The 24,602-nt window shown below is 61.2% G+C and carries 22 protein-coding genes and 2 pseudogenes; 13 read left to right on the top strand and 11 right to left on the bottom strand.

What is annotated here, in order from left to right:
- The first annotated feature begins 130 nt into the window (after nucleotides 1-130).
- On the top strand, nucleotides 131-457 hold the full coding sequence (locus BLS61_RS15305) for a hypothetical protein (RefSeq protein ID WP_090432276.1): 327 nt from the start codon (nucleotides 131-133) through the stop codon (nucleotides 455-457).
- Nucleotides 454-873 carry a DUF1810 domain-containing protein gene (locus tag BLS61_RS15310; RefSeq protein WP_090432277.1) on the top strand — a complete coding sequence of 140 codons (420 nt, stop codon included), beginning with the start codon at nucleotides 454-456 and terminating at the stop codon, nucleotides 871-873. The genes BLS61_RS15305 and BLS61_RS15310 overlap by 4 nt, the downstream gene beginning before the upstream one ends.
- 3 nt (nucleotides 874-876) lie before the next feature.
- On the opposite strand, the gene pdeM is transcribed toward BLS61_RS15310, so the two are convergent.
- On the bottom strand, nucleotides 877-1,557 hold the full coding sequence (pdeM, locus tag BLS61_RS15315) for a ligase-associated DNA damage response endonuclease PdeM (RefSeq protein WP_090432279.1): 681 nt from the start codon (nucleotides 1,555-1,557) through the stop codon (nucleotides 877-879).
- A gap of 13 nt (nucleotides 1,558-1,570) precedes the next feature.
- Nucleotides 1,571-1,885, bottom strand: a pseudogene (locus BLS61_RS15320) (DNA ligase-associated DEXH box helicase); the annotation flags it as partial.
- A gap of 662 nt (nucleotides 1,886-2,547) precedes the next feature.
- On the opposite strand from BLS61_RS15320, the gene BLS61_RS15325 reads away from it, so the two are divergent.
- Nucleotides 2,548-2,934: an antitoxin Xre/MbcA/ParS toxin-binding domain-containing protein gene (locus BLS61_RS15325; RefSeq protein ID WP_090432280.1), complete on the top strand. Its 387-nt coding sequence runs from the start codon at nucleotides 2,548-2,550 to the stop codon at nucleotides 2,932-2,934.
- A 38-nt stretch (nucleotides 2,935-2,972) separates the two neighbouring features.
- Here the strand turns inward: BLS61_RS15325 and BLS61_RS15330 are convergent, their stop codons facing one another.
- The gene (locus tag BLS61_RS15330; protein ID WP_090432281.1) at nucleotides 2,973-3,974 is read right to left on the bottom strand and encodes a DNA-binding protein; all 1,002 of its coding nucleotides are present in this window, start codon (nucleotides 3,972-3,974) and stop codon (nucleotides 2,973-2,975) included.
- 181 nt (nucleotides 3,975-4,155) lie between these two features.
- On the opposite strand from BLS61_RS15330, the gene BLS61_RS15335 reads away from it, so the two are divergent.
- Entirely contained in the window at nucleotides 4,156-5,130 is a 975-nt protein-coding gene (locus BLS61_RS15335; protein ID WP_090432283.1) for a site-specific integrase, read from the top strand.
- Between the two features lie 542 nt (nucleotides 5,131-5,672).
- Here BLS61_RS15335 and BLS61_RS15340 read toward each other — a convergent pair.
- Nucleotides 5,673-5,945, bottom strand: coding sequence for a hypothetical protein (locus tag BLS61_RS15340; RefSeq protein WP_058019645.1), 273 nt, complete (start codon nucleotides 5,943-5,945; stop codon nucleotides 5,673-5,675).
- A 268-nt stretch (nucleotides 5,946-6,213) separates the two neighbouring features.
- Here BLS61_RS15340 and BLS61_RS15345 point away from each other — a divergent pair, with 268 nt between their 5' ends.
- The 8 genes from BLS61_RS15345 to arsJ are packed head-to-tail and all read left to right on the top strand — an operon-like array spanning nucleotide 6,214 to nucleotide 12,095.
- Nucleotides 6,214-6,627: an arsenate reductase ArsC gene (locus BLS61_RS15345; protein ID WP_090432285.1), complete on the top strand. Its 414-nt coding sequence runs from the start codon at nucleotides 6,214-6,216 to the stop codon at nucleotides 6,625-6,627.
- A gap of 7 nt (nucleotides 6,628-6,634) precedes the next feature.
- The gene (locus BLS61_RS15350; RefSeq protein ID WP_090432287.1) at nucleotides 6,635-6,991 is read left to right on the top strand and encodes a metalloregulator ArsR/SmtB family transcription factor; all 357 of its coding nucleotides are present in this window, start codon (nucleotides 6,635-6,637) and stop codon (nucleotides 6,989-6,991) included.
- Between the two features lie 29 nt (nucleotides 6,992-7,020).
- Nucleotides 7,021-7,491 carry an arsenate reductase ArsC gene (locus tag BLS61_RS15355; RefSeq protein ID WP_090432289.1) on the top strand — a complete coding sequence of 157 codons (471 nt, stop codon included), beginning with the start codon at nucleotides 7,021-7,023 and terminating at the stop codon, nucleotides 7,489-7,491.
- Between the two features lie 16 nt (nucleotides 7,492-7,507).
- Entirely contained in the window at nucleotides 7,508-8,578 is a 1,071-nt protein-coding gene (arsB, locus tag BLS61_RS15360) for an ACR3 family arsenite efflux transporter (RefSeq protein ID WP_090432291.1), read from the top strand.
- Nucleotides 8,575-9,291 (top strand): arsenical resistance protein ArsH, encoded by a 717-nt coding sequence (arsH, locus tag BLS61_RS15365; protein ID WP_090432293.1) that lies wholly within the window; start codon nucleotides 8,575-8,577, stop codon nucleotides 9,289-9,291. Before arsB ends, arsH begins: the two co-directional genes overlap by 4 nt.
- Before the next feature lie 13 nt (nucleotides 9,292-9,304).
- Nucleotides 9,305-9,811, top strand: coding sequence for a cyclin-dependent kinase inhibitor 3 family protein (locus BLS61_RS15370; protein ID WP_090432296.1), 507 nt, complete (start codon nucleotides 9,305-9,307; stop codon nucleotides 9,809-9,811).
- Nucleotides 9,812-9,845: 34 nt separating this feature from the next.
- The gene (locus tag BLS61_RS15375) at nucleotides 9,846-10,850 is read left to right on the top strand and encodes an ArsJ-associated glyceraldehyde-3-phosphate dehydrogenase (protein ID WP_090432298.1); all 1,005 of its coding nucleotides are present in this window, start codon (nucleotides 9,846-9,848) and stop codon (nucleotides 10,848-10,850) included.
- Between the two features lie 12 nt (nucleotides 10,851-10,862).
- A complete protein-coding gene (gene arsJ / locus BLS61_RS15380) occupies nucleotides 10,863-12,095 on the top strand; it encodes an organoarsenical effux MFS transporter ArsJ (RefSeq protein ID WP_090432300.1) in 1,233 nt (410 codons plus the stop codon).
- A 24-nt stretch (nucleotides 12,096-12,119) separates the two neighbouring features.
- Here arsJ and BLS61_RS15385 read toward each other — a convergent pair whose 3' ends face one another.
- From BLS61_RS15385 to BLS61_RS15410, 6 genes and pseudogenes are all read right to left on the bottom strand, one after another.
- The gene (locus BLS61_RS15385; protein ID WP_244157963.1) at nucleotides 12,120-13,196 is read right to left on the bottom strand and encodes an ArsO family NAD(P)H-dependent flavin-containing monooxygenase; all 1,077 of its coding nucleotides are present in this window, start codon (nucleotides 13,194-13,196) and stop codon (nucleotides 12,120-12,122) included.
- A gap of 82 nt (nucleotides 13,197-13,278) precedes the next feature.
- Nucleotides 13,279-13,668 (bottom strand): Tn3 family transposase post-transcriptional regulator TnpC, encoded by a 390-nt coding sequence (gene tnpC / locus BLS61_RS15390; RefSeq protein WP_090432304.1) that lies wholly within the window; start codon nucleotides 13,666-13,668, stop codon nucleotides 13,279-13,281.
- The gene (locus tag BLS61_RS15395) at nucleotides 13,665-16,679 is read right to left on the bottom strand and encodes a Tn3 family transposase (protein ID WP_090432306.1); all 3,015 of its coding nucleotides are present in this window, start codon (nucleotides 16,677-16,679) and stop codon (nucleotides 13,665-13,667) included. The genes tnpC and BLS61_RS15395 overlap by 4 nt, the downstream gene beginning before the upstream one ends.
- A 133-nt stretch (nucleotides 16,680-16,812) precedes the next feature.
- Nucleotides 16,813-19,116, bottom strand: a pseudogene (locus BLS61_RS15400) (ligase-associated DNA damage response DEXH box helicase); the annotation flags it as partial.
- The gene (locus BLS61_RS15405) at nucleotides 19,116-20,774 is read right to left on the bottom strand and encodes an ATP-dependent DNA ligase (protein ID WP_090432308.1); all 1,659 of its coding nucleotides are present in this window, start codon (nucleotides 20,772-20,774) and stop codon (nucleotides 19,116-19,118) included. The gene BLS61_RS15405 and the pseudogene BLS61_RS15400, both read right to left, overlap by 1 nt.
- Complete coding sequence (locus BLS61_RS15410) at nucleotides 20,771-21,778, bottom strand: ligase-associated DNA damage response exonuclease (RefSeq protein WP_090432310.1); 1,008 nt, start codon at nucleotides 21,776-21,778, stop codon at nucleotides 20,771-20,773. Before BLS61_RS15410 ends, BLS61_RS15405 begins: the two co-directional genes overlap by 4 nt.
- 1,234 nt (nucleotides 21,779-23,012) lie before the next feature.
- Between BLS61_RS15410 and BLS61_RS23880 the strand changes: the two genes are divergently transcribed.
- Entirely contained in the window at nucleotides 23,013-23,573 is a 561-nt protein-coding gene (locus BLS61_RS23880) for a hypothetical protein (RefSeq protein ID WP_244157965.1), read from the top strand.
- Between the two features lie 151 nt (nucleotides 23,574-23,724).
- Here BLS61_RS23880 and BLS61_RS15420 read toward each other — a convergent pair whose 3' ends face one another.
- Nucleotides 23,725-24,522, bottom strand: coding sequence for an inositol monophosphatase family protein (locus BLS61_RS15420; RefSeq protein ID WP_081672366.1), 798 nt, complete (start codon nucleotides 24,520-24,522; stop codon nucleotides 23,725-23,727).
- Between the last annotated feature and the right edge of the window lie 80 nt (nucleotides 24,523-24,602).

The raw sequence follows: 24,602 nt of genomic DNA on the forward strand, positions 1-24,602 counted from the left end.
ATGGCAGCTTGCTGCTCATCGGCGGAGCAGGGCGCTGTGGCCGACATGCGATAGGCGGCAGCGCGAAGCGTCAGAACATCCCGAGGAGGCACTTGTCACTTGATAGGTCACCCCTCAGGAAATAGTCGCCATGAAAAAACACACCGATAACGACCTTCACGACTGGCAGCGCTACGCGTCGATTGGCGGCGGTCTGGCGCTGCTCGGCGCAGGTTTGCGGCGCGGCGGATTGCTCGGCGCGGCTGGTGCCGCGCTGGGCGGATGGTTGCTGTCCCGGGGCCTGGGCGAGCATCGTCCGCTCCAGCGCCCAGGGTTGGCCGACCCACTCGCGCCAGGTGCCGAAAAGGTCCGCTACGCGCACATGCCGCTGGATTCCGAGGTGCACAGCCCGGACTTCGCCACGCAGGGCGCACTGCCCGATACCACGCCGGTGGGGCACGAACGGTCGGCGCGATGAACGATCCGTTCGATCTGGCGCGTTTCGTCGAGGCGCAGCAACGCGATTATCAACAGGCCCTCGACGAGCTGCGTGCCGGCGCCAAGCGCAGTCACTGGATCTGGTACGTGTTTCCGCAGCTGCGCGGCCTGGGCCGCAGTGAAATGGCCGAGCACTACGGCATCTCCGGCCTCGACGAGGCGCGGGCCTACCTGGCGCACCCGCTGCTGGGCCGGCGCCTGGAAGATTGTGCCCGGGCGCTGTTGTCTCATCGTGGGCGCTCGGCGCGGCAGATCATGGGATCGCCGGACGACCTCAAGTTGCGTTCGAGCATGACCCTGTTCCATGCAGCTGCGCCGACGCAGCCGCTGTTTGCCGAGGTGCTGCAGGCGTTCTACGACGGTGAGCAGGATGCTGCGACCTTGCAGCGTTTGTAAGCCTCAGGGCGCGCTGTGCTGGACGGGCCAGATACCGCCGTCGCCGACCACCACGATGCGCTGATCGGGTTCTGCGCGAAAGGTCATGCTGCCGGTGAAGCTGCCGAAGGCGGGCAACAGGCTGACCTCGTCACCCAGGACGAAGCAGGGCAGGCGCAGACGCTGTCGCCCCCTGCCGCGCAACGAGTAGGCCGGGTGCAGGTGGCCGGCCAGCACATGGTGGCTGGCGTGCGCGAGAGGTTCGTGCTGCAGGGCGAAGGGGCCGAGCAACAGCGGTTCTTCCACCACCGCGATGCGCAAGCCTTCAGGCGGGTCGCCCGCACGTTTGTCGTGGTTGCCGCGCACCAGGGTCATGGCCAGCTCGGCATGCCGTTCGCGCCACTCGGCCAGCGCCGCCAGGGTGGCCGGCGTGCGTGAGCCGGGGGCGTGGAGAAAATCGCCGAGAAAGATCAGTTGGCGACAATCGAAACGCTGCAACAGGGCGTCCAGCCGCTGCAGGTTGGCGGCGGTGGTGCCCTGTGGCACCGGCTGGCCCAGGGCGCGATAGGCCGCAGCCTTGCCGATGTGGATGTCGGCGATCAGCAGCGCCTGCTGCTGCGGCCACCAGATGGCCTTGTCCGCCAGTAGCCAGAGTTCGGCGCCGGCCAGGGACAGGATCAGATGGCCGGGGTGGTGCTCGCTCATGAAACCTCTCTAGTCAGCGGCGTTTTTTCGGGCGCTGCGCCGGTGGCCGTGGCAGGCCGTCCTTGCCCTGACGCGGGGAGCGGCCTTTGCGCGGCGCCGGGCGCTCGTCGTCGATGGCGAAGGCCGAGTCCTGATAACCACCCGGGCCGGCGGCCTGTTCCAGATCGGCCACCATGCGCCGGATACGGTCAGCGAGTTTCTCCGAACTCAGGCTTTCGCGAAAGCGTTCCACCAGCAGGGGGAAGGCGAACGGCGTGGCGCGCTTGACCGTGCGGATATCCAGCCGGCGCGATTGCAGGCGCTGCAAGGTGTGTTGCAGGCGCTGCAGGGGTCATGCCGAGATAAAGGGAAAATTCACTCACTTCCCTCCTATCTACTTGTTTTCTATGTTTTTTTCAGAGCGCAACCGGGTCAGGCGTATGCCGAGATAAGGCCAAAATCAGGACATTCGTTTTCTAACACACTGTATTTAAACGAATAAAATAGGTGCCCTGCTCAGGCAAAACCTGCTTCGCGCCCAATCGCTTCAGCCATCCAGTGAGCCGTTTGGTTGCACTCGCAGAGCGTTAACACGATTCGAAACTCGCCTGCGGCGGTTGATAATTGACCAATTATCTATGTCGAGATAATTGCAGATAATTCCAGCTATCCGTGGCCGGCACGAGATTAGAGAATTGGAGAAATGCCGAGTTAGAGGGCTTGCGAACAGCCTTGGTCGAGGCTTTGTGCTGCGACGCGCACAACGCGGCAGTGGACTGCTCAGCACTGCCCCCCTCCAGAAGTGACAAAGGCGGCCTCAAAGAGACCGCCTCAAACCAAGTTTCATCACCGGTATTTGTACCCGGGAGAGGAAGCTCTTGGGCAGATATCAAGGATAGCACCGATCAAAGCGCCACGGCTAAAGCAACCTCGCTCTGCCGAGTTGCCTTCAGGTAGGGTGTTCATCTGGTCTGTCTCGAAGCCACGAGGCGCATTATTCGGGAGGCGGTTATGGGCATGCTCCACGAAAAACTGGGTTTGCCGAAAGGCCACTACTATCTGCATCTCGCTGTGTTGGCGGGATTGCCGGCTTCGTTGGTCTCCGATTTGGCAAGCGAGTTGGGGCGATCGCCAGCGCAGATCGCGGAGTGGGTCACTGCGTTCCCCGGCAGTGCCGTGATGTCTATGCAAGCAGGTGAGGTGTTCTGTCGTCTTATCGAGATCCTCGATGCGCTACTGGAGCTGTACGATGGGGATCTAGGAGCTGCGCTCCAGTGGTTAACGGCACCGAATGTGGTGCTGTCCAACGAGGTACCGGTCGAGCTGCTGATAACCGAAGCTGGTACGCGCGCCGTGCGGCAAGCTATTCGTGCGATTGAATATGGACTGCCAGTTTGACCCCTGTCGAGGGCGGCCTTCGAGTCGAAAACGCTGGGTCATGTACCGGTTTCATTACCGCCGCCGGTGAGAGGCGTATGCCCGAGTAGCTTCAGGTGCGTGGCTGCCTCGGCCAAGCGCTCTTGCAGGCCCTGCACTTGCTGCGCCTGGGTCGCGGAGGTTTCGTTCAGCCGTGACACTTCCTCCTGCAATGTGCTGCAGCGCTGTTCCAGAGCCTCATTCGCGCGCTCAGCGCCGACTAACGCGCTCTGGGCGGTCTCCAAGGCCTGAACCTTCTGTGCCAGTAGCTGTTGCTGCGCATGTTGCTCTTTTTGCAACTGCCGCGCCTCGGTGAGCAGGCGCGCATTGTCGCGGTTCAGTTGGGTCAATTCGTCCTGTTTGACGATCAGGGTCTGCTGCAGCTGCCGCAGTTCCAGTTGCAGCTGTTGTACCTGCGACTCGTGTCGACGTTGCTCCTGCTCACGCTGCTCCTTGCTGGCCAGGCGGTAGTGCTCCAAGGCGTCGCGTGCGTGCTGATGTTTTTCCTCCAGCGAGCGAATCTGTCCATCGCGATCCTGCAGGCGCTCCTCCAGGTCGCGGTTAGCCTGCAACAGGCGGGCATTCTCGATCTCGCCCTGCTGGCGTTGCTGCTGCTCCTGCTGCAGCGCTTGCTGGGCAGCCAGCAGCTGTTCTGTGAGCCCGGCGCACTGGCTTTCCAGCTGCTGGATTCGGCCTTCGGCCAGCCGAGCCTGGTTCTGGAAATCGAGCCGTTCACGTGCCAGTTGTTCGCGCTCCAGGGCCACGGCGGCCTGAGCATCCTCCTCCAGTTGACCTGCCAGTTGGCCGACCAGGTTGACCAACTGTTCGCTGAGCGGGATTGAGCCCGCATCCCGGCCGCGCTCGGCATCTTCGAGTTCTTTCAGATAGCGGTGAATGGTGGTTTTCGAGCCGGTATTGCCTAGTTCGACCCGTACCGCGTCGATGCTGGGGTTCTCGCCCCGCGCCAGGATCGCCTGTCGCGCCTTCTGAACCAGCGCCTTGTTGATGCCTCCGCGGGCCATGGTCTGCTCCTACAATTTCGTAGTGGATTACATACCATGTATTTACATATCAAAATAGACTGATGTAAAGCAGGAAATAGCGACTAATATCAGATAAAATAATGAAGGCTTATTCAATTAGATGGGCGAAAATGGCTGTTTCGCAGTCGTTTCCCAGTACATATAGGGCGAAACCCAGGCGATGAAGGACGTCGAGCGCTATCTGCAAGCCGGCACGCGGGAAAACACCCGCCGCAGCTACCAGTCGGCCGTCGAGCACTTCGAGGTGATCTGGGGCGGGTTCTTGCCGGCGACCGGGGACAGTATCGTGCGCTACCTGGTGGACTACGCCGACACCCTGAGCCTCAGTACGCTGAAACAGCGTCTGGCCGCCCTGGCCCAATGGCACATCAGCCAGGGCTTCCCAGATCCGACCAAGACGCCCACGGTGCGCCAGGTGCTCAAGGGCATCCGCACCCTACATCCGGCGCAGACTAAGCAGGCAGCCCCACTCCAGTTGCAGCACTTAGAACAGGCGGTTCAGTGGCTGAATCAGGAGGTCGAACGCGCTCGGCAGTCGGGCGACTTGGCGAGCCTGCTGCGAAGCCGGCGCGACATGGCGTTATTGCTGATCGGCTTCTGGCGGGGATTTCGCAGCGACGAGCTCTGCCGCCTGCAGGTTGAGCATGTCCAGGCTGAAGCCGGCGCCGGCATGAGTTTGTTCTTGCCGCAGAGCAAGGGGGATCGGGAGAACATTGGCACGACCCATTACGCCCCGGCCCTGAAACGCCTCTGCCCGGTACAGGCCTATCTCGACTGGATCAGTGTCGCCGGCATGGCGCGCGGGGCCGTGTTCCGCCGCCTGGATCGCTGGGGGCATCTGAACGACAGAGCGCTTCACCCCGGTAGCCTGATCAGCCTGTTGCGCCAGATTCTGCAACGCGCCGGCATCCCGGCAGAGCTGTATACCAGTCATTCGCTGCGCCGCGGCTTCGCCACCTGGGCCACGGCCAATGGCTGGGATCTCAAGGCGCTGATGACCTACGTGGGCTGGAAGGACATCAAGTCCGCCATGCGCTACATCGACCCCGCCATATCCTTTGGTGGCCTTGCAGCGAAACCCGCCCTTGAGCGTCATGTTGGCCCGGCAGGGCAACTTCCAGCCTCCCAGCAGTGACGACGGCCCTGCTGGCCTTGCAGGTTGCCGGAGCGCTCTAGAATGAGCTTTATAGGCAATTATAAAGTGATTATAGAGCGATTATAGAATCTGGCTTTTTGAGCCCGATCCCAACCAAGGTCTACAGTGACCCCGTTGCCGAGGACGCGACTCTGTTACCGGCACTATCAGCCCGAGAGCCCCACTTGAATGACCACTGGCGGAAGGCCTGACCACAGGTGGCTGTTCCGCCATGTAGGGTTGTAGGTTAAATGAGCCCAACAGCACGCATCAGGCGCTCCTGAAGCGCTACGACCCTGGCTTCGGGGGTTCAAGTTGGCTGTCGCCGGCGACCCGACAAGGAGCTATCGCCGTGCTTGAGCAGATTACCCAGGCGACCGAAAAACGTTACGGCATCGAGACCGATTGCTGCAAATAACCGGTTGCTAGCGTGGAGGGCTGGGCTGGGTCGACTCGAATTGGACCCAAAAAGAAAGCCGCCCGAAGGCGGCATTGAGCGACAGATGGATGACCTTCCGGAACACTCGGACTCTTGGTTCCGCTTACTTCTTCAGCGATTGCAGGTAGTCCTTCAGAGTCTGATCGTCAGCGGCTTTAACCGTCATGCCGTTCGGGCCGCTACCGATGTCGGTGAACTGCTTGGCCGGCTCGCCGGTTTTCTTGAACTCTTCCAGTTCCTTGGAGCCTTCGCGGAATACCCACAGGCGACCATCTTCGACCTCGGTGACAAAACCAGGCTTGTCGTACTGACTCGCGAAGGCGGCGGTGGCGAATAGGCTGGTCAACAGCATTGCAGTCAAAGTCAGTTTTTTCATCGCAAGGTTCCTGCTTGGGTTAGAGATGCGATGAAGCCTAAAGCTCCTCTGATGACGGAAAGATTACAAGATTTGAATATACGTTTATTCAGATGTTTCAGGGTGTTTCCAGCTCCAGACTTCGGCCCGCTTGCTTCCGTAAGCCAGTAGGTATGAGCCATTCAAACGCAATATACGTGACTCTACCCCCTGGATTGGTCATTTCCGCTTTACTGAATATTCGCTAAAACGTATATTCCTTAAACCATATTCGGTTCGAGATTTAGCAATGGCTTACAAAACCCGCGTGCTGTTCGTTTGTGTGGCTAACGCTGCTCGCTCGCAGCTGGCTGAAGCGCTGCTGCGACACACTGATTCCGAACGCTTCGAGGCATTCAGTGCCGGCACTGAGCCTGGTGAGGTTGATCCGCGCACCCTGGCTGCGCTTGAGCACCTTGGCGTAAACACCGAGGGGCTGCGCAGTAAGTCCATCGATGAGTTTGCCGGCGAGCGTTTCGAATACGTCATCACGCTGTGCGATAAGTCGTCTTTGGAGTGCCAGGCCCTGCCAGGTGCTGGTGAGGTACTGGCGTGGAACTTTGAAGACCCGGTGACCAGCACCCAGCCCGACGCATTCCGCCACACCCTTCACGAGATACACGAGCGCATCAAGATGTTCGTGCTGGTGAAAACCAAACGTTGAGACCTCTATGGCTGACCACCTGACACCGACAACCGTATTCAAATGCCTGGCTGACGAGACCCGTGTTCGCCTGATGCTGCTCATCACCCGTGAGGATGAGTTGTGCGTCTGTGAGCTGACCTGCGCGCTGGATGAAAGCCAGCCGAAGGTTTCTCGCCACCTGGCGCAACTGCGCAACTGCGGCCTGCTGGAAGATCGCCGGCAAGGTCAGTGGGTCTATTACCGCCTGCATCCCAACCTGCCGGACTGGGTGATCGCCATCCTGAAAACCACTCTGGATGCCAATCAGCATTGGCTCAGCCCAGATGCCAAACGCCTCGATGTGATGGGCGACCGCCCGCAGCGCCTTGCCGTCTGCTGCTGAGCAGCGCTCTGCCTTAACGAGATAGCCTGATGAAGATTTTGTTTCTCTGCACCGCCAACAGCTGCCGCAGCATTCTCAGCGAGGCTGTGTTCAATCACTTGGCACCGGCTGGCATGAAAGCCTACAGCGCCGGCAGTCAGCCTAAAGGTGTCGTGCACCCACTGAGCCTGAAAACGCTGGAAAACGCCGGCATCTCGACCGCAGGGCTCGCCAGCAAGTCCAGCGATGTTCACGAGGGCCTCGCCCCTGACTTCGTCATCACGGTCTGCGACAAGGCTGCCGGCGAAGCCTGCCCGGTGTTTTTCGGTCCCGCAACCAAGGCTCACTGGGGGCTGGCTGATCCGTCGGAATACCAGGGCAGTGAAGAGGAGATCGAAGCCGCTTTTGCCACCACCTTGGAGCAGATCAGAACCCGTATCGAAGCCTTCCTGGCATTACCGCTCAAGCAGATGGATGCCGAGCAGCTCAAGGCCGAGTTGGCCTTGATCGGCACGCTCTAACACTGGAGGCATGACGATGAGCAAAAGCCGCCTTTCATTTCTGGATCGTTACCTGACGCTCTGGATCTTTCTCGCCATGGCGATTGGCGTCAGCCTGGGTAGCCTGTTCGAAGGCCTGCCGGTCTGGCTCAACAGTCTGTCGGTAGGGTCGACCAATATCCCGATTGCCATTGGCCTGATTGTGATGATGTACCCGCCGCTGGCTAAGGTCAGGTATGAAGAGCTGCCCGAGGTGTTCAAGGACAAGCGCATTCTGGCGCTGTCGCTGATCCAGAACTGGGTGATCGGCCCGGTACTGATGTTCACCCTCGCGGTGATCTTCCTGCGCGATTACCCCGAATACATGACAGGCCTGATCCTTATCGGCCTTGCACGCTGCATTGCCATGGTGCTGGTGTGGAACCAGATCGCAGGCGGCAACAACCAATACGTTGCCGGCCTGGTCGCGTTCAATAGCATCTTCCAGATCGTGTTTTTCAGCCTGTATGCGTGGATTTTCCTCGGCCTGCTGCCACCTTTATTCGGGCTACAGGGCAGCGTGATCGACGTAAGCTTTGTCAGCATCGCCGAGTCCGTGCTGATCTACCTCGGCATTCCGTTTCTGGCTGGTTTCCTGACGCGCAAGATACTGATCAGCCGCAAAGGCGAAGAGTGGTTCAACAAGCGTTTCATCCCACGCATCAGCCCGCTGACTCTGGTCGCTCTGCTGCTGACCATCGTGGCGATGTTCAGCCTCAAGGGCGACTTGGTGCTGCAACTGCCGCTGGATGTGCTACGCATCGCCATCCCGCTGACCATCTACTTCGTGGTGATGTTTTTCATCAGCTTCTGGATGGGCAAGCTGCTGGAGGCTGACTACCCCCGCGCTACCGCACTGGCCTTCACCGCTGCCAGTAACAACTTCGAACTGGCTATTGCGGTAGCTATTGCCACGTTCGGCCTGGCTTCGCCGGTGGCCTTTGCCACGGTAATCGGCCCGCTGGTGGAAGTGCCGGTACTAATTGCCCTGGTCGGGGTGGCGCTGTGGCTCAAACGCTGCTGGTTCGACACCGAGCAGGCCGATCTGGCCCAGGAGCAAAGCCGATGAACGACGATCACATCCCCCAACTCGATGCTGACCTGGCCGAACTGCCCAGCGCCGAGCGCCTCGGCGTCGCCCAGCAGTTCAACCACAAGCCGCGCATCCTGCTGCTGTATGGCTCCAACCGCGAGCGTTCGTTCAGCCGCTTGCTGACCATGGAAGCCGCGCGCCTGCTCGAACGCTTCGGCGCGGAGACGCGCATCTTTCACCCTGCTGGCTTGCCGCTGCCGGACGATGCACCGGACAGCCACCCCAAGGTGCAGGAGCTGCGCGACTTGATGCAGTGGTCGGAAGGACAGGTCTGGTGCTCGCCCGAGCGTCACGGCTCGATGACCGCCGTATTCAAGGCACAGATCGACTGGGTACCGCTGGCAATGGGCGCGGTACGCCCGACGCAGGGCAAGACCCTGGCAGTGATGCAGGTCTGTGGTGGCTCGCAATCCTTCAACGTGGTCAACCAGTTGCGCGTGCTAGGCCGCTGGATGCGCATGTTCACCATCCCCAACCAGTCGTCCGTACCGAAGGCCTTCCTAGAGTTCGATGAGGCTGGCCGCATGAAACCCTCGGCCTTCTATGACCGCGTAGTGGACGTGATGGAGGAGTTGGTGAAGTTCACCCTGCTGCTGCGTGAGCGTTCCGACTACCTGGTTGACCGCTATTCCGAGCGAAAGGAATCGGCGGAAGAACTCTCCAAACGCGTTAATCAACGTTCCATCTGAAGGATTTTTGATCGTGCAACAACATCCGTACTCCGTGCTGACCTCCGAGCAGGTTAAGGGCCAACTGATCTTCACGCCGTGCCCTGGCACCAAAGACACATCGGTCGCTGAAGCGCTGGACACCCTCAAGGAAGCCGGTGCTTCGGCCTTGCTGACCTTGATGCCCACCGAAGAACTGACCCAGAACGAAGTCGAGAATCTGCCTGGGCAGTGCCAGCAGCGCGGCATCGAGTGGTTCCACCTGCCGGTGGAAGACGACCAGGCACCCGGCGAGCCGTTCCAGGTGGCCTGGGATGCCAACCGCGAGCGGATCAAGCAGTTGCTCACGGAAGGCAAGAACATCTCCATTCACTGCAAAGGCGGTTCGGGTCGCACCGGGCTGATTGCCGCACAGCTGCTGATCGAGTGCGGTGTGCCATTTCGCGAGGCGGTCAGTGAAGTGCAGGCGCTGCGCCCCCGTGCGATTCAACATCCCGCGCATATCAACTACATAAGCCAGTTCGACATAGCCAAGTCGTAATTGCCCGCAGCTAGCCGCCCCGAGAGAACAAAACATGAGCATCAAAGTAGGTATCAACGGTTTCGGTCGTATTGGTCGTCTCGCTCTGCGTGCAGCGTGGAGTTGGCCGGAGTTCGAATTCGTCCAGATCAACGACCCGGCCGGCGACGCCGCCACCCACGCCCATCTGCTGAACTTCGACTCGGTGCACGGCCGCTGGCAGCATGAGGCGAGCAGCGATGGCGAGAACGTGGTGATCGACGGCAAGCACATTCGTGTCAGCGCCAATAAGGCTATCGCCGACACCGACTGGAGCGATTGCGACCTGGTGATCGAGGCCAGTGGCAAGATGAAGACCGTCGCTGTGCTTCAGGCCTACCTAGATCAGGGGGTGAAGCGCGTGGTGGTCTGCGCACCGGTCAAGGAGAAAGGCGCGCTAAACGTGGTCATGGGCGTCAATCAGCACCTGTTCGATCCGACCCAGCACCGCATCGTTACCGCGGCGTCGTGCACCACCAACTGCCTGGCTCCAGTGGTCAAGGTGATCCACGAGAACCTGAGCATTCGCCACGGCTCAATCACCACCATTCACGACCTGACCAACACCCAGAGCATCCTCGACCAGCCGCACAAGGATCTGCGTCGTGCCCGTGCCTCGGGCATGAGCCTGATCCCGACCACCACGGGTTCTGCTACCGCGATTGCCGAAATCTTCCCCGAGCTGCGCGGCAAGCTGAATGGCCACGCCGTGCGCGTGCCGCTGGCGAACGCCTCGCTGACCGACTGCGTGTTCGAGGTGGAGCGTGCGACCACGGCCGAGGAGGTCAACGCGCTGCTCAAGGCGGCCGCCGATGGCCCCCTAATGAACATCCTTGGTTACGAGGAGCGTCCCTTGGTCTCAATCGACTACCGCACCGATCCGCGCTCTTCGATCATCGATGCGCTGTCGACCATGGTGGTGAATGACACCCAAGTGAAGATCTACGCCTGGTATGACAACGAGTGGGGATACGCCAACCGCGCTGTCGAGCTGGCCAAACTGGTCGGCTTGGCCGGTTAACAGGGAGCGATCATGAAGGCGTTGTCTTCCCTTTCCCCGGAAGTGCGCCAGTACCTGCTGGTCACCGGCAATTACTGGGCCTTTACCCTCACCGACGGCGCGTTGCGCATGTTGGTTGTGCTGCACTTCCACACATTGGGCTACACGCCGCTGCAGATCGCGGCGCTGTTCCTGTTCTACGAGATTTTTGGCGTTATCACCAACCTGGTAGGCGGCTATCTCGGGGCTCGGCTGGGCCTGAATCGCACTATGAATATCGGTCTGGGCCTGCAGGTGCTGGCCTTGCTGATGCTGACGGTGCCCGCCGCCTGGCTGACCATTCCCTGGGTGATGGGGGCACAGGCGCTGTCGGGTATCGCCAAGGATCTGAACAAGATGAGCGCCAAGAGCTCGATCAAGCTCCTGGTACCGGACAGCCAACAGGGCATGCTGTACAAGTGGGTGGCCATCCTCACCGGCTCGAAGAATGCGCTCAAGGGTGTGGGCTTCTTCCTTGGCGGCGCCCTGCTGGCCCTGCTGGGCTTCACGGGTGCCGTGCTGGCCATGGCGTCGGTGCTGGCCCTGATCTGGATTGCCAGCCTGTTCCTGTTGAAGAAAGACCTGGGCAAGGCCAAGGCCAAACCGAAGTTTCGCGACATGCTGTCCAAGAGCCGGGCGATCAACATCCTCTCGGCTGCGCGCCTGTTCCTGTTCGGTGCCCGCGACGTGTGGTTCGTGGTGGCGCTGCCGGTGTACCTGAGTACGGTGTTCGGCTGGGACTTTTGGCTGGTCGGGGGCTTCCTCGCCGCCTGGATCATCGGCTACGGCATCGTCCAGTCCTTCGCGCCCAACATCACCGGTAAGAAGAGCGGGCACGTACCGGATGGCCGTGCCGCCTTCGCCTGGGCTCTGGCCCTGGCGGGGCTGCCGGCGCTGATTGCCTTGGGCCTGGGTGCCGGCTGGCCAGCACAGGCCGTGCTGCTGGGCGGGTTGATGCTGTTCGGCGTGCTGTTCGCGGTGAACTCCTCGCTGCACAGCTACTTGATCGTCAGCTATGCCAAGGAGGACGGGGTGTCCCTGGACGTGGGCTTCTACTACATGTCCAACGCCATGGGCCGGTTGATTGGCACGCTGCTCTCGGGCTGGGTATTTCAGGCCTATGGGCTGGTGGCCTGCCTCTGGATATCGAGCATCTTCGTACTGGCAGCCGCACTTATCTCCATTGCCTTGCCCAAGCACGGCGACGCTACGCAGCAGCCAGATTGATCAGGCAGTGACAAGGCGGAGCACTCAAGCCTCCGTCTTGGCAAGACATTGCTCTATCTCGGCGGCCGTGCTGCGAGCCGTACGGGTCACCCCGATCAGCGTCGCGGAAGCCGAGCCCGTCCACTCGCCATAGCCCACCAGCCACAGCCTGGGCTCGTTGATCGCGCGAGTACCCTCGACCGCCACTCGGCCTTCTTCAGTCACCAGCCCTAGTCCGGCCAGGTGTCCCAGCGCTGGTTTAAAGCCGGTGCACCAGATCACCGCATCGGCGGCGCTCTCTGAGCCATCGGGCCAGATCACGCCATCGCGAGTGAAGCGCTCGAAGGGGCGCACGGCATGCAGGACGCCGCGTTCGCGCGCCTCGACAACGGGTGGCACCATCACGACATCGCCCAGGCCACCCGCCGGCTGTTCGATGACGCGACCTTCCTGTTGAGCTTTCCAGCGCTCGGTGGCTCGCTCAAACAACACGCGACCATCAACATCATCGGGCAGGAACAAGGGCTCGGTAGGTGTCACCCAGATAGCGTCAGCCGCTTTCGAAACCTCCGCCAGAATCTGCGCACCCGAGTTGCCGCCGCCTACGACCAGCACTCGTTTGCCTACGAAAGCCTGGGCATCGACATAGTGGGCCGAATGCAGCTGCTGGCCGCGGAACAACTCGCTACCCGGATAGCTGGGGATATGGGGATTGCTCCAGGTACCAGTGGCGCTGACCACTGCCTTGGCATCCCAATGCCCTTGCTCTGCATGGACACGCAGCGCGCCATTGATGCGTTCGATCGAGGTGACGCGCACGGGACGCTGGATGGGGAGCTGGTAGCGCGTCTCATAGCGTGTCAGGTAGTCGATGACGTGATCGCGTGAGGGGTAGCCCTCTTGAACTGGCGGCATCATCCAGCCGGCAATCGAACTCCAAGTCGCCGGCGAGAACAGTCGCAAGGAGTCCCAGCCATGACGCCAGGCCCCGCCGGGGCCATCCTCGGCATCGAGCATCACAAACGACAACCCCGTACGCCGCAGAAAGTACGCGGTGGCCAGCGCGGCCTGGCCGCCGCCGATGATGACTACATCCCACTTATTTTCAGAGCGAGCTTCCACTGAGGCACCCCAAACAGACCGATTGCGCAGTGTAATAGCCCGCATCAGCCAGAACGCTGATCTATCTCAGGTAACTACCTGCTCAGTTGCCTTCGCGATCTGGCAACCCACTGACTCTATGCTTTGGTACCAGATCGACCAACGGCGCGATCATCATCTGAGCAGTGCGAATCCAAGAGCTCAACGTCTCAAGATCGAGCTGCACGGATTCAGCTACCTCCCAGACGCAGGATTCCTCGGTCGTAACCGGCGGTAGAGTGCCTTCGACCAACGCCAGTGCCATCGTATGCAGCTTCAGCAAGTCGTCGCGTAGAGCAATCATCCCCCCCATCTCAGCCAGGCTAGTGTCCAGTCGATCGACCAGTCCGAGTAGCTGTGACGTGTCGAAGCTGTTGCGAAGCTTCTCCAATGCGGCGGCGTCCACCTCTCCGCACGGCGTAACGCGAAAGGATGCGGGAGGAATGTTGATCATGTGGCCCTCTCGGTATCGGCCTGGCGGGTCGTGCTGACCCGCAGCGAGCCGGCGGCTTGTTGAAACACCGTATCCTTGATCCAGGGCTCCGGTGGCCGGTTGAGCTTGAGGTTGAACTCGCCGAAGCGCTTGACGTTGCTGGTCAGGTAGGGGCTGAGGAACGACACGTCCTCATCGGTGAACTGCCAGCCCTCGCGGGCCAGTTTCTGCAGGATGCGCATCATGTCCACGGTGTTCTGCAGGATTACCGACGAGGCCACCATATCGTTGTAGCGCAGCCGCTTCTGCTGCTCGTCCGGATCGTTCTCGGCAATCACATCGCCGCCGAAGGACAGCCACTTGGAGAAACCGTTGTAGGACTCAATCTTGTTGGTGTTCGCGGTGACCTCCTGGCGCAACTCGCGACTGCCGATCCAGTTGAGCAGGAAGATCGTACGGATCACGCTGCCCAGTGCCTGCGCCGCATGGTAGAGCTTGTTGCGCCGGCTGTAGGAACCGAGTTTTCGCAGCAGCATGGGTGAGGAGATTTTGCCGGCCTGGATAGACAGCGCGACCTGCATCAGATCCTGCCAATGGGTTTCAATCAGGTTCCAGTCGGCAGTGTCAGTGAACAGGCGGTTGATATGTTTGTACGAGACGCCGCGATCGGGACGGCACATCACCAGGTCGCGCCAATTGCGAATACGTGGCATCAGGTTGATGCCCAACAGATGGGTGAAGGCAAAGACTGTCGCCGACTGCCCCTGAGTATCGGAATACACAGTGTCGGCCTCGACACTGAGGTCGGCCTTGAGCAGCCCCTCGATCACATAGATCGCCTCCCAGATGCCCGGAGGGATGAAGTGTTGGAACACCGCGATGTAGTTGTTGGCCACGTGCCGATAGGCCACGGCGCCCATCTTGCGGTAGCGGAAGTGATAGCCGGCCAGCAGGTTGTCATCGTAGAAATCGAACTGGGTGCCGTCCGCGGCCACGGCCTTGCCGTCGCCCCAGAGCTTGGGCAGATCGAGCTGTAGGTAGAGCTCCACCAGCTCGCGGTTGGCCTTGTCCAACTTCTCCAGCGAGAGGTGGCGGCGATTGGTATAGGACAGCATGTGCGGCGTGACATTGCCGGCCAAGTGCCGGGCCGCCTGGTTGGGGCCAAGATTGCAGCCCATGGCGAAGATGGTCATCAGGTAGCGCTCGGCCGGCTCCTTGAGCTTCGGCTCGTTGCCTGACATGGGGCCAAAATGCCGGGTGAACTGAATCCAGTGCTCGATGTTGGCCATGATGTCGAGTACGTGCCTGGCCGGCATGCGCTGCATAAGTGCCGTCTGCAGCGAGATGGCCGAAGGCGGGATGTCACGAGCTATCACGCGACGTAGCACCGGCTCGCCGGCGTCGTTGATCGATACGTCACCTCGGCATGAAGGGAACTTGTCATCCAGCTGCTGCGCGGTTTCTTCCAACTGGGTCTTGAGGGAGGCAACGAACTCCTTCGCTGTGCCAGGCAGTCCCACCTTTTCACAGTAAGCCGGTAGTCGCTGGAGACATTCTTCCCACGGCAGCAACTGCTTGCGATAGTCGGCGAAGGATTCCGACCCTTGTACGCACATGTCACCGGATCGTAGCTCGCTGGCCAGGTAGGAGAAAACGCAAACCTCCAGATAGCGCCGATTGGTCGGTGGCCCCTCACTGGAAGGACGGCGAACGACCTTGACCCAGCGCTCCGACGCAAATGACAAGTCAACATGCTCGTCGATCCATTCGCGGTGTAGGTTTTCGCTGTCCTGGATCAATTGAAGCGCCTGGATCAGCGACCGATCCTGAGTCGTGGGCTCCAGTTGAAGAAGATGGCTGAGGCGGAACAACAGCGATCGATGGGACCTGAAGTGCTTCCAGATCAGCGGCAGGTAGTTGTTACCACCGGTCGCCTGGACTTCGGCACAAGTCTCACGCAACCGATCCAGATTGCCATCGGGGGAGAGGTATTCCCGAATCAGGCTGCCGGCCTCCTGGTCATCCGGTTCTTGAACCAGAATCTGCACTACACCGTCCAGGGTCGCCGCCAACTGCTCCAGCTTCTGGCGTTGCCGTGCCTGTATTTGCTCCAACTCCTCCTTGGCGCGTTTATGAATCGTCGAAATCCGTCGGATGAACATCTCGGCCAGGTGATCCCGTGTCCGTACACGCATGCGGTAGATCAGAGCCAGCATCAACGTGTAGCGCTTCGGTAGCGAGCAGTCCTTCAGCTCGGAGACGTCCGATGCTGCTGCCTGGGCAGCGAAGTGGCGGATCTTGGTGTCGACTATCCCTTCAAAAATAGCTTCCAGATCCCCGAAGCTCTCTAACCAGGTCAAGTGGTCGATCAACACTTCCAGGTGTTTGCGAGATGGCTTCTTGGGCGCCTGTTTCAGTGCATTAAAGTCGCTCTGGCGTCGCCCGAAGTCAGTGTCCAGCAGATCCTTTAGCTTATGGATCACCTCGATTGGCGTTCGGGTTACCACCAGGTTGAATATTGCCTCTTGGGATTCGGCATGAATCCGCTCAGCGAGATCATTCAGGGTCGAGTACGCAGGAAGCTCATAATCCTGACGGATCAGTTCTTCGATCACGGAGTTGATGAGGTCGGCACGCTGATCAAGCACGAACGACATTGCTTTGGCATGCCGCTCGGCAAGCTCGATAGCATCAGATCCGTAGAATGCAGTCACACCGAGGCGAGATCGGATCGCGTTCATGTGGCGATACTGCTGAAACCACTTGTACTCCGCGAGTTTGACCTTGCTACGCTGACCTAACTCTCCGCGAATGAACTCCACCAGTTGATCAGGTATGTCGGTGATATCAGGAAAATATCGGAGTACCTGAAAGGTCTTCAGGAGAACGGCGAGATTGAGGTGAAAGGGGGCCTTGGACTTGCTTCGTACCCACTTAATCTCATCATCTGAGAAGGAGAAATCACGCTGCAGCTCAGCTTTCGAATACGCCTTTGACAGAGTGGGGTACGCCGTGCGCTCTAATGAAGCCATAGGACCTCCTTTCCTGACGAATCAGAAAAGATAGTCCACGATCAGGCGAGGCGCGCATGATTTAGAAAATATCGAATAATCAATGCATTACGCGCGAAGTGAGTGAATTTTCCCTTTATCTCGGCATGACCCCCTGCACGTCCAGCTCCTGGCGCAGCACTTCTTCCTGGGCCTGGCCGAGCAGCAGGTTGCCCGGGTCGTATTGGCTGAACACGTCGAAGAACAGTGCACTGGAGGCCTGTAGCTGGCGGGTGCTCTTCGGCGCGCCGGGGTAGCCGCTGAACACCAGGCCGGCGATGCGGGCGATCTCGCGAAAGCGCCGGCGCGCCAGCTCCCCGGCGTTGAGGCTGGCGAGCACGTCGGAGAGCAAGTCGTCGGTGCTGAACAGCGCGGGCGTGAGCCGCGCGGCGAAATCCACCTCGCTGGGGCACAGCAGCTCCAGGCCATAGTCGTTGACCGCAATGGAGACACTCAGCGGTTGTTCGCGGGCCAGGCGCCAGGCCAGCAGGCTGGCCAGCCCCAGATGCACCGAACGACCGGCGAAGGGGTAGAGGAACAGATGCCAGCCTTCGCGGGACTTGAGCACCTCCGCCAGCAGGGTGGCGGCACCGGGCAGGGCGGACCAGGCCTGCTGCACGTCGAGCAATGGGCGCAGCAGCTGCATCTCCGGGCCGACGTATTCTTCCTGGGCAGCGGCGTCGAGCTTGGCCAGCACGGCGTCCGCCAGTTCGCTGGAGAGCGGCATGCGTCCGCCGTTCCAGCGCGGGATCGCGGCCTTGCGGCTGGTGGCGCGGCGCACGTAGACGGTCATGTTTTCCACCCGCACCAGTTCCAGCGGGCGACCGGCGAAAAGGAAGGTATCGCCGGGGCGCAGCCTGGCGATGAAACCTTCCTCGACGCTGCCCAGAGAGCCTCCGCCGCCGCCCTTGCTCCAGTATTTCACCGCCAGGCTGGCGTCGCTGACGATGGTGCCGATGCTCATGCGATGGCGCCGCGCCAGGCGCGCATCGGGCACCTGCCACAGGCCGCTGGCGTCCGGCTCGGCGCGGCGGTAATCGGGGTAGGCGGTCAGCGAATGGCCGCCGTGGCGGATGAAGGCCAATGCCCACTGCCACTCGTCATCGCTGAGGCTGCGGTAGGCCCAGGCGCTGCGCACCTCGGCCAGCATGGCATCGGCGTGGAAACCGCCGCCCAGGGCCATGCTCACCAGGTGCTGGACCAGCACGTCGAGCGGTTTGTCCGGCGAAAGCCGTGCCTCGACCTTGCGCTCGGCCACGGCGCTTTGCGCGGCGGCCGCTTCCAGCACTTCCAGGCTATGGGTGGGCACCAGCGTGGCGCGGGACGGGCGCCCCGGAGCGTGGCCGGAGCGGCCGGCGCGCTGCATGAGACGGGCCACGCCCTTGGGCGAGCCGATCTGCAGCACCCGTTCCACCGGCAGGAAATCCACCCCGAGGTCCAGGCTCGAGGTGCAGACCACGGCTTTCAGTCGGCCTTCCTTGAGCGCCTGTTCGACCCAGTCGCGCACCTCCTGCGACAGCGAGCCGTGGTGCAGGGCGAGCAGGCCGGCCCAGTCCGGGCGCGCCTCGAGCAGGGCCTGGTACCAGCTTTCCGCCTGCGAGCGGGTGTTGGTGAACACCAGTGCGGTGCTGCTGGCCTCCAGCTCCTCGACCACCTGCGGCAGCATGCGCAGCCCCAGATGCCCGGCCCAGGGAAAGCGCTCCAGGCCGGCCGGCAGCAGGCTGTCGATGCGCAGATCCTTGGCCAGCTTGCCCTGCACCAGGCGCCCGGCGGGCATCAGCACCTCAAGGGCATGTTCAAGATTGCCGAGAGTGGCGGACAGCGCCCATACCAGCAGCGGCGGATGCCACAGGCGCAGGCGCGCGAGGGCCAGTTGCAGCTGCACGCCGCGCTTGTTGCCGAGCAGCTCGTGCCACTCGTCGATCACCACCATGCGCAGGTGGGCGAAGGCCTCGCGGGCATCGGCGCGGGTCAGCAGCAGGGTCAGGCTTTCCGGCGTGGTGATCAGCGTGCTCGGCAGCTTGCGGCTCTGCCGGGCACGTTCGGCACTACTGGTATCGCCGGTGCGCAGGCCGATGTCCCAGGGAACCTGCAGGTCATCCAGCGGCGCCTGCAGGGCGCGCGCGGTATCGGCGGCGAGGGCGCGCATCGGGGTGATCCACAGCACCGTCAGCGGCGCCATGACCGGCTTTTTACGCGGGCGAGGGCTGGTGGTAACGGCAGGAGAGGGCGTGGCGAAACGCTCCAGGGCCGCGAACCACAGGGCGTAGGTCTTGCCGGCGCCGGTGGAGGCATGCAGCAGGCCGGACTCGCCTGCCTTGACCGCCTGCCAGACTTCCTTCTGAAAGGCGAAGGGCTTCCAGCCGCGCAGGGCGAACCAGGCGCTGGACAGGCTGTGGCGGCGAACGGGTTGATTCATCAGAGCAGGCCTTGCAGCGTGGCCAGGGTGTCGGCGTCCTCCACCCGCTTGTCGGTACGCCAGCGCAGCATGCGTGGAAAGCGTACGGCGACGCCGCTCTTGTGCCGCTTGGACAGGGCGATGCCCTCGAAACCCAGCTCGAACACCAGGGTCGGAGTGACGCTGCGCACCGGGCCGAATTTCTCCACGGTGGTCTTGCGGATGATCGCATCGACCTTGCGCATCTCGTCGTCGGTGAGGCCCGAGTAGGCCTTGGCAAACGGCACCAGCACGCGCTCGCCGGGCGTGGAGTCGTCCCACACGGCGAAGGTGTAGTCGCTGTACAGGCTGGCCCGGCGACCGTGGCCGCGCTGGGCATAGATCAGCACCGCGTCGACGCTGAACGGGTCGATTTTCCATTTCCACCACAGGCCCAGGTCGCGGGTGCGGCCGACCCCGTACAGGGAGTCGCGGCGCTTGAGCATCATGCCTTCTACGCCCAGCTCACGGGAGGCTTCGCGCTGGCGGGCAAAGTCCTGCCAGTCGCGCCCGGTGAGTTGCGGCGAGAGCTGCAGACGGGCATCGCCCACTTCCGCCACCAGCAGCTCCAGACGGGCGCGGCGCTCGTCCTGGGGGCGCGAACGCCAGTCTTCGCCACGCCATTCCAGCAGGTCGTAGGCCAGCAGCGCGGCGGGCACTTCTTCCAGCAGTTTCTTGCTCAGGGTCTTGCGGCCGATGCGTTGTTGCAGCAGGGCGAAGGGCTGAATGCCGAACACCGCGCCGCTGCCTGTGGCGGGCTCCTTCCAGGCCACCAGCTCGCCATCGAGCACGCTGCCGTCCGGCAGCGCCTCGGCCAGTTCGTGCAGCTCGGGGAAGCGCTCGGTGATCAGCTCCTCGCCGCGGGACCACAGCCACAGACGCCCGTCGCGCTTGACCAGCTGCGCGCGAATGCCGTCCCACTTCCATTCCACCAGCCAGTCGCTGGCCGGACCCAGCTGAGCGTCGAACTGTTCCAGCGGATGCTGCAGCGGATGGGCGAGGAAGAAGGGGTAGGGCTGGCCGCCGCGCTGGGCGTGTTCGTCCTCCGACTCGGCGGCGATCAGCGCCAGGTAGCGCTGTGCGGACGGCCGATGCGACAGATCGGTGTACCCCACCAGCCGCTGCGCCACACGCTTGGCGTCGATCTGCGCCAGGCCGGCCAGGGCACGGGTCACCAGCAGCTTGGAGACGCCGACGCGAAAGGCGCCGGTGAGCAGCTTGAGGCTGACCATCAGGCTTGGTCGATCCAGCTGCGCCCATAAAGGTGGAAGACGCTCGGCCAGCTCCGCGGGCGGCAGGCCGCGCAGGGGCAGCAGTTGTTCTTCCAGCCACCAGGCCAGCCCCTGTTCGGAGGCGTGCTGCGATTCGGGCAGGAGCAGTGCGATGGTTTCCGCCAGATCGCCGACGGCCTGGTAGCTCTCCTCGAACAGCCAGTCGGACAGGCCGGACAGCCGGGTGGCCAGCTCGCGCAGCACCCGCGTCGGCACCACCTGACGGGGGCGGCCACCGGCCAGAAAGTACACCGCCCAGGCCGCATCCGCTGGCGGCGCTTCGGCGAAATACTCCTGCATCGCCTGCAGCTTGGCGTTGCTCGAGGTGGTGGCGTCCAGCCGCGCGTAGAGTTCGGCGAAGGCTTTCATGGGCTCGGCTCCACGTCGTCTTCATCGCCGTATTCGGTCTGGAAGGCGCGGGCATCGAGGCCTTGCTCGCGCAGATGACGCACCAGCACGTTGACCTGGCCGTGGGTGACCATCACTCGTTCGGCGCCGGTCTGCTCGATGGCCCACAGCAGACCGGGCCAGTCGGCGTGGTCGGAGAGGGCGAAGCCGCGGTCCACGCCACGCCGCCGGCGGGTGCCGCGCAGCAGCATCCAGCCGCTGGCGAAGGCGTCGCTGTAGTCGCCGAAACGGCGCATCCAGGTGCTGCCGCCGGCCGAGGGCGGTGCGAGGATCAGCGCCTGGCGCAGCAGCGGGTCGTTCCTGGCGATATCACCGGCGTAACGGGTTGGCGGCAGGTGTACGCCGCCGGCGCGATACACCTCGTTCAGCGGCTCGACGGCGCCGTGCACCAGGATCGGCCCGATGCTGGCGTCGATGCCGTGGAGAATGCGCTGGGCCTTGCCGAAGGCGTAGGCGAACAGCACGCTGGCCTTGCCGTCGGCGGCATTGGCGCGCCACCAGGCGTCGATACCGGCGAAGATCTCGGCCTGGGATGGCCAGCGGTAGATCGGCAGGCCGAAGGTGGATTCGCTGATGAAGGTATGACAGCGCACCGGCTCGAAGGGTGCGCAGGTGCCGTCCGGCTCGACCTTGTAATCACCTGAGGCGACCCAGACTTCGCCCTGGTATTCCAGACGCACCTGCGCCGAACCGAGCACGTGCCCGGCGGGATGAAAGCTCAGGGTTACGCCGTGGTGCTCGAGGCGTTCGCCGTAGGCCAGGGTCTGCAGGCGGATATCGTCGCCCAGGCGCGAGCGCAGAATGCCTTCGCCGGGTGCCGCCGCCAGATAATGACCATTGCCGCGGCGGGCGTGATCGCCATGGGCATGGGTGATGATCGAGCGTTCCACCGGTCGCCACGGATCGATGTAGAAGTCACCGGGCGGGCAGTAAAGACCTTCGGGACGGGCAACGACCAGATCCATGAAATCCTCTTGGTGGCTTGCTAGAGCTTGGAATGCCAGGAAGCAGATTAGGTTCGGATTCAACCTGGGGTAAAGCGTCGAACTCGGCCCGAGACTCATCCTAGCATACTTCGCATAATGTATATTATGTTAAATTACGTATATCCATGAGTCCCTGCGCTGCGCCCACGAGTGATCTGAACTAAAGATTCGAATTTCTGGTAACTACAGATTAGAAACGGGAGTGAGCTCTCCGTTTCTAACCTTCAGTTCACTCCATGCCCTCCCGTTTCCAATCTTTGGTTCACGAAATAATCCCATTTCTAATCTTCAGCTCATGGATGACCTTTCCATTTCGAATCTTTGGTTCACCTGCCTCTCCGTTTCTAATCTTCAGTTCGCCAGCGCGTCCATTCGATTCGGCCACGCATCTCTCGATCAGTTGATCCCCTAGACACCCGGAACTAGCCTGAATCAGTACGACTCACGTCGCGCTCAGGTACGCACGCCGATTCCCTTATGGCTCTTAGGGCTCAGAGCCGGGATTAACGTCATGAAGATCGCGCCACAACCTCTTTTTGAGGTACTCACTCGTTTCAAGAAGCTCGAGTTTAAATCCCCAGAGCTGCGATATGAGCTACCTGAGGTGCGCGCGTTCCTGGAAGGGTTTCCGGCGGCGCTTCGCGCCAAGGAGGGATACGCTGCAGTAGGTGCTTTCCTAAAAACCCGCAGCGACAACGAGACAACATTCAACAGCTACCGAAATCATGCAGAGTGCTTACTTCTTTGGTCGCTCCTGGAGGCCCAGAAGCCGCTCCTCGAGTTAAACCACTCGGATAGCAAGAGCTTCATAGCATTCTGCCTTAAACCGCCGAACAGCTGGGTTGGGCCGGTCGTAAGGGGTAGGTTCACTCGCATTGGCAGTAGGATGGCGCATGAGTCAGACAGCTACATGGTCAATGGAGACTGGCGGCCGTTCAATTGGCACAGTCCAAAACGCGATCGATCTGCCTCCTCAGGATCCGCACCTCCTCCGCTATCCGGTCCACCAGTGGGCCTATCTCAGGCAAGCCTTAATAAGTGCATATCTGTGTGCAAATGCCTCTTTGTCTATGCCGTTGGTGAGGATCTAACCAACGTCAACCCATTCGCATCTAGACGCCTTCCTACTCGTGGAGGCCGTATCCTGCGGAACGATGGAGCGCGTTCGCTGAGCAAGGATCAATGGCTATACGTGATTGATACAGCAGCTGGTATGGCTTCAGAAGACGTCCGACATGAGCGGACGTTATTCATCCTCGCCACCGTTTACGCCATGTACCTGAACGTATCCGATTTATCAGGTACAGGGCGCGACGCTCCGGCGATGAAGGATTTTCGCAGGGACGCTGCTGGTCTCTGGTGGCTCTATTTGCGTAAAGGCGGCCGGTTGATAGACAGAGTTCGTGCGCCGCAGGAGTACCTGGATGTTTACCTTGCACGTTACCGGCGCATTTTAAACCTACCTCCCCTGCCCTCCGACGACGAGGCCGTACCTCTACTATGTACCCTGAGAGGGCGACCGGGATTGTCCGACCACCACATCCGCGGACTCCTCCAGCCGGTGTTTGATTTAGCCCTTGTTCGAATGCGGCAGGACGGGTGGAGTGAAATGGAGGTTGATCAGTTACGATCGGCATCGCTCCAGTGGATCCGTAACACCTCTGCCAGGCTTGCCTCACCGAACCTCAATGTTTTGGAGTTACAAGCCGCTCTTCGCATCCGTGATGTAATCCGCTACACCGCCAAGGTGCCTAATGAAGAAAGTGACAGCTAAGGGACCTGCTGCCCGCCTAAATCTGCAAATAAATCTGCAGAACAGCACATCTGCCGGCACTGGAACCCTTATTCTAGAGGCCTTAAGCTGTCATGGTGAAAAGTGCAAAAATATATGCATATTCATCAGTAAAGATCGTTCGTCCGAGCCCTCAAAAGAGCTTTCCCCACTCTCTGTGGGCTAACGCGCTACACACACTGGGGGCGCCACCAAAGCAACGTAGCGACACTATTTTCATCCGGGCCTCTGAGTCGTAAGTCACTGTTACGCCATCTTCGTTAAGCAACACACCGCCAGCCCCGATTAGCAGAGCATGGCCACCAACGACGTCATGAGCCGAGACCGGCACGAGAGAAATTCCCGCAATAGCGTCGCCGGCGGCTACGCGAGCCAAGCGATACGCAATGCTGGGGGAAGGAACAAAAGCTGCGGGCGCGCACAGCTCGGCGTTGAGTTCTGGCTTGTTAATTGCCGCAGTGCTCACCAGGACCTGGCAGCCCGCGTCCAGAGCTCGATGCGCAAGCTGAGCGCTCACTTTGTGGTTATTGCGGATAACGCTTCCGCAGCCTTCCGCCCATGAGATGCAATCGGGCCCCAGATCTGGAGTGACCGGTGCGTAGACCACACCGAGAACGGGCGTCGCATTGCGCAGAAGCCCTACTGAAACTGCAGATCCTTTATGCCCTTGTAGAAAATCGCTGGTTCCATCGTTGGGGTCTACAACCCAACAATACTCGTGGCCAGCCAGGCTGGAGCCTGTTTCTTCTCCCCAGAAATCGCATGGCAGAAGGTCAAGGAGCCCCCTGCGCAGTACCACTTCGATTTCGGCGTCTACTTCTGCCTTGTCGCCGTAGCCACGCGGCCCGCCTGGAAGATCCCACTCGGCTGCAAGGAGCTTCCCTGCCAACAGCACCTTCTCAGTGACGAGCTTTAGCAATTCCTGGTTCATGGTCGGGCACCTGCGCTAAAGACCCTGCACTCAGTGTTGCACATCTGTGGGGTTTGCTATGGGACTGCTCCCCTGCCCCC

The organism is Ectopseudomonas guguanensis, assembly GCF_900104265.1.
GTDB lineage: Bacteria > Pseudomonadota > Gammaproteobacteria > Pseudomonadales > Pseudomonadaceae > Aquipseudomonas > Aquipseudomonas guguanensis.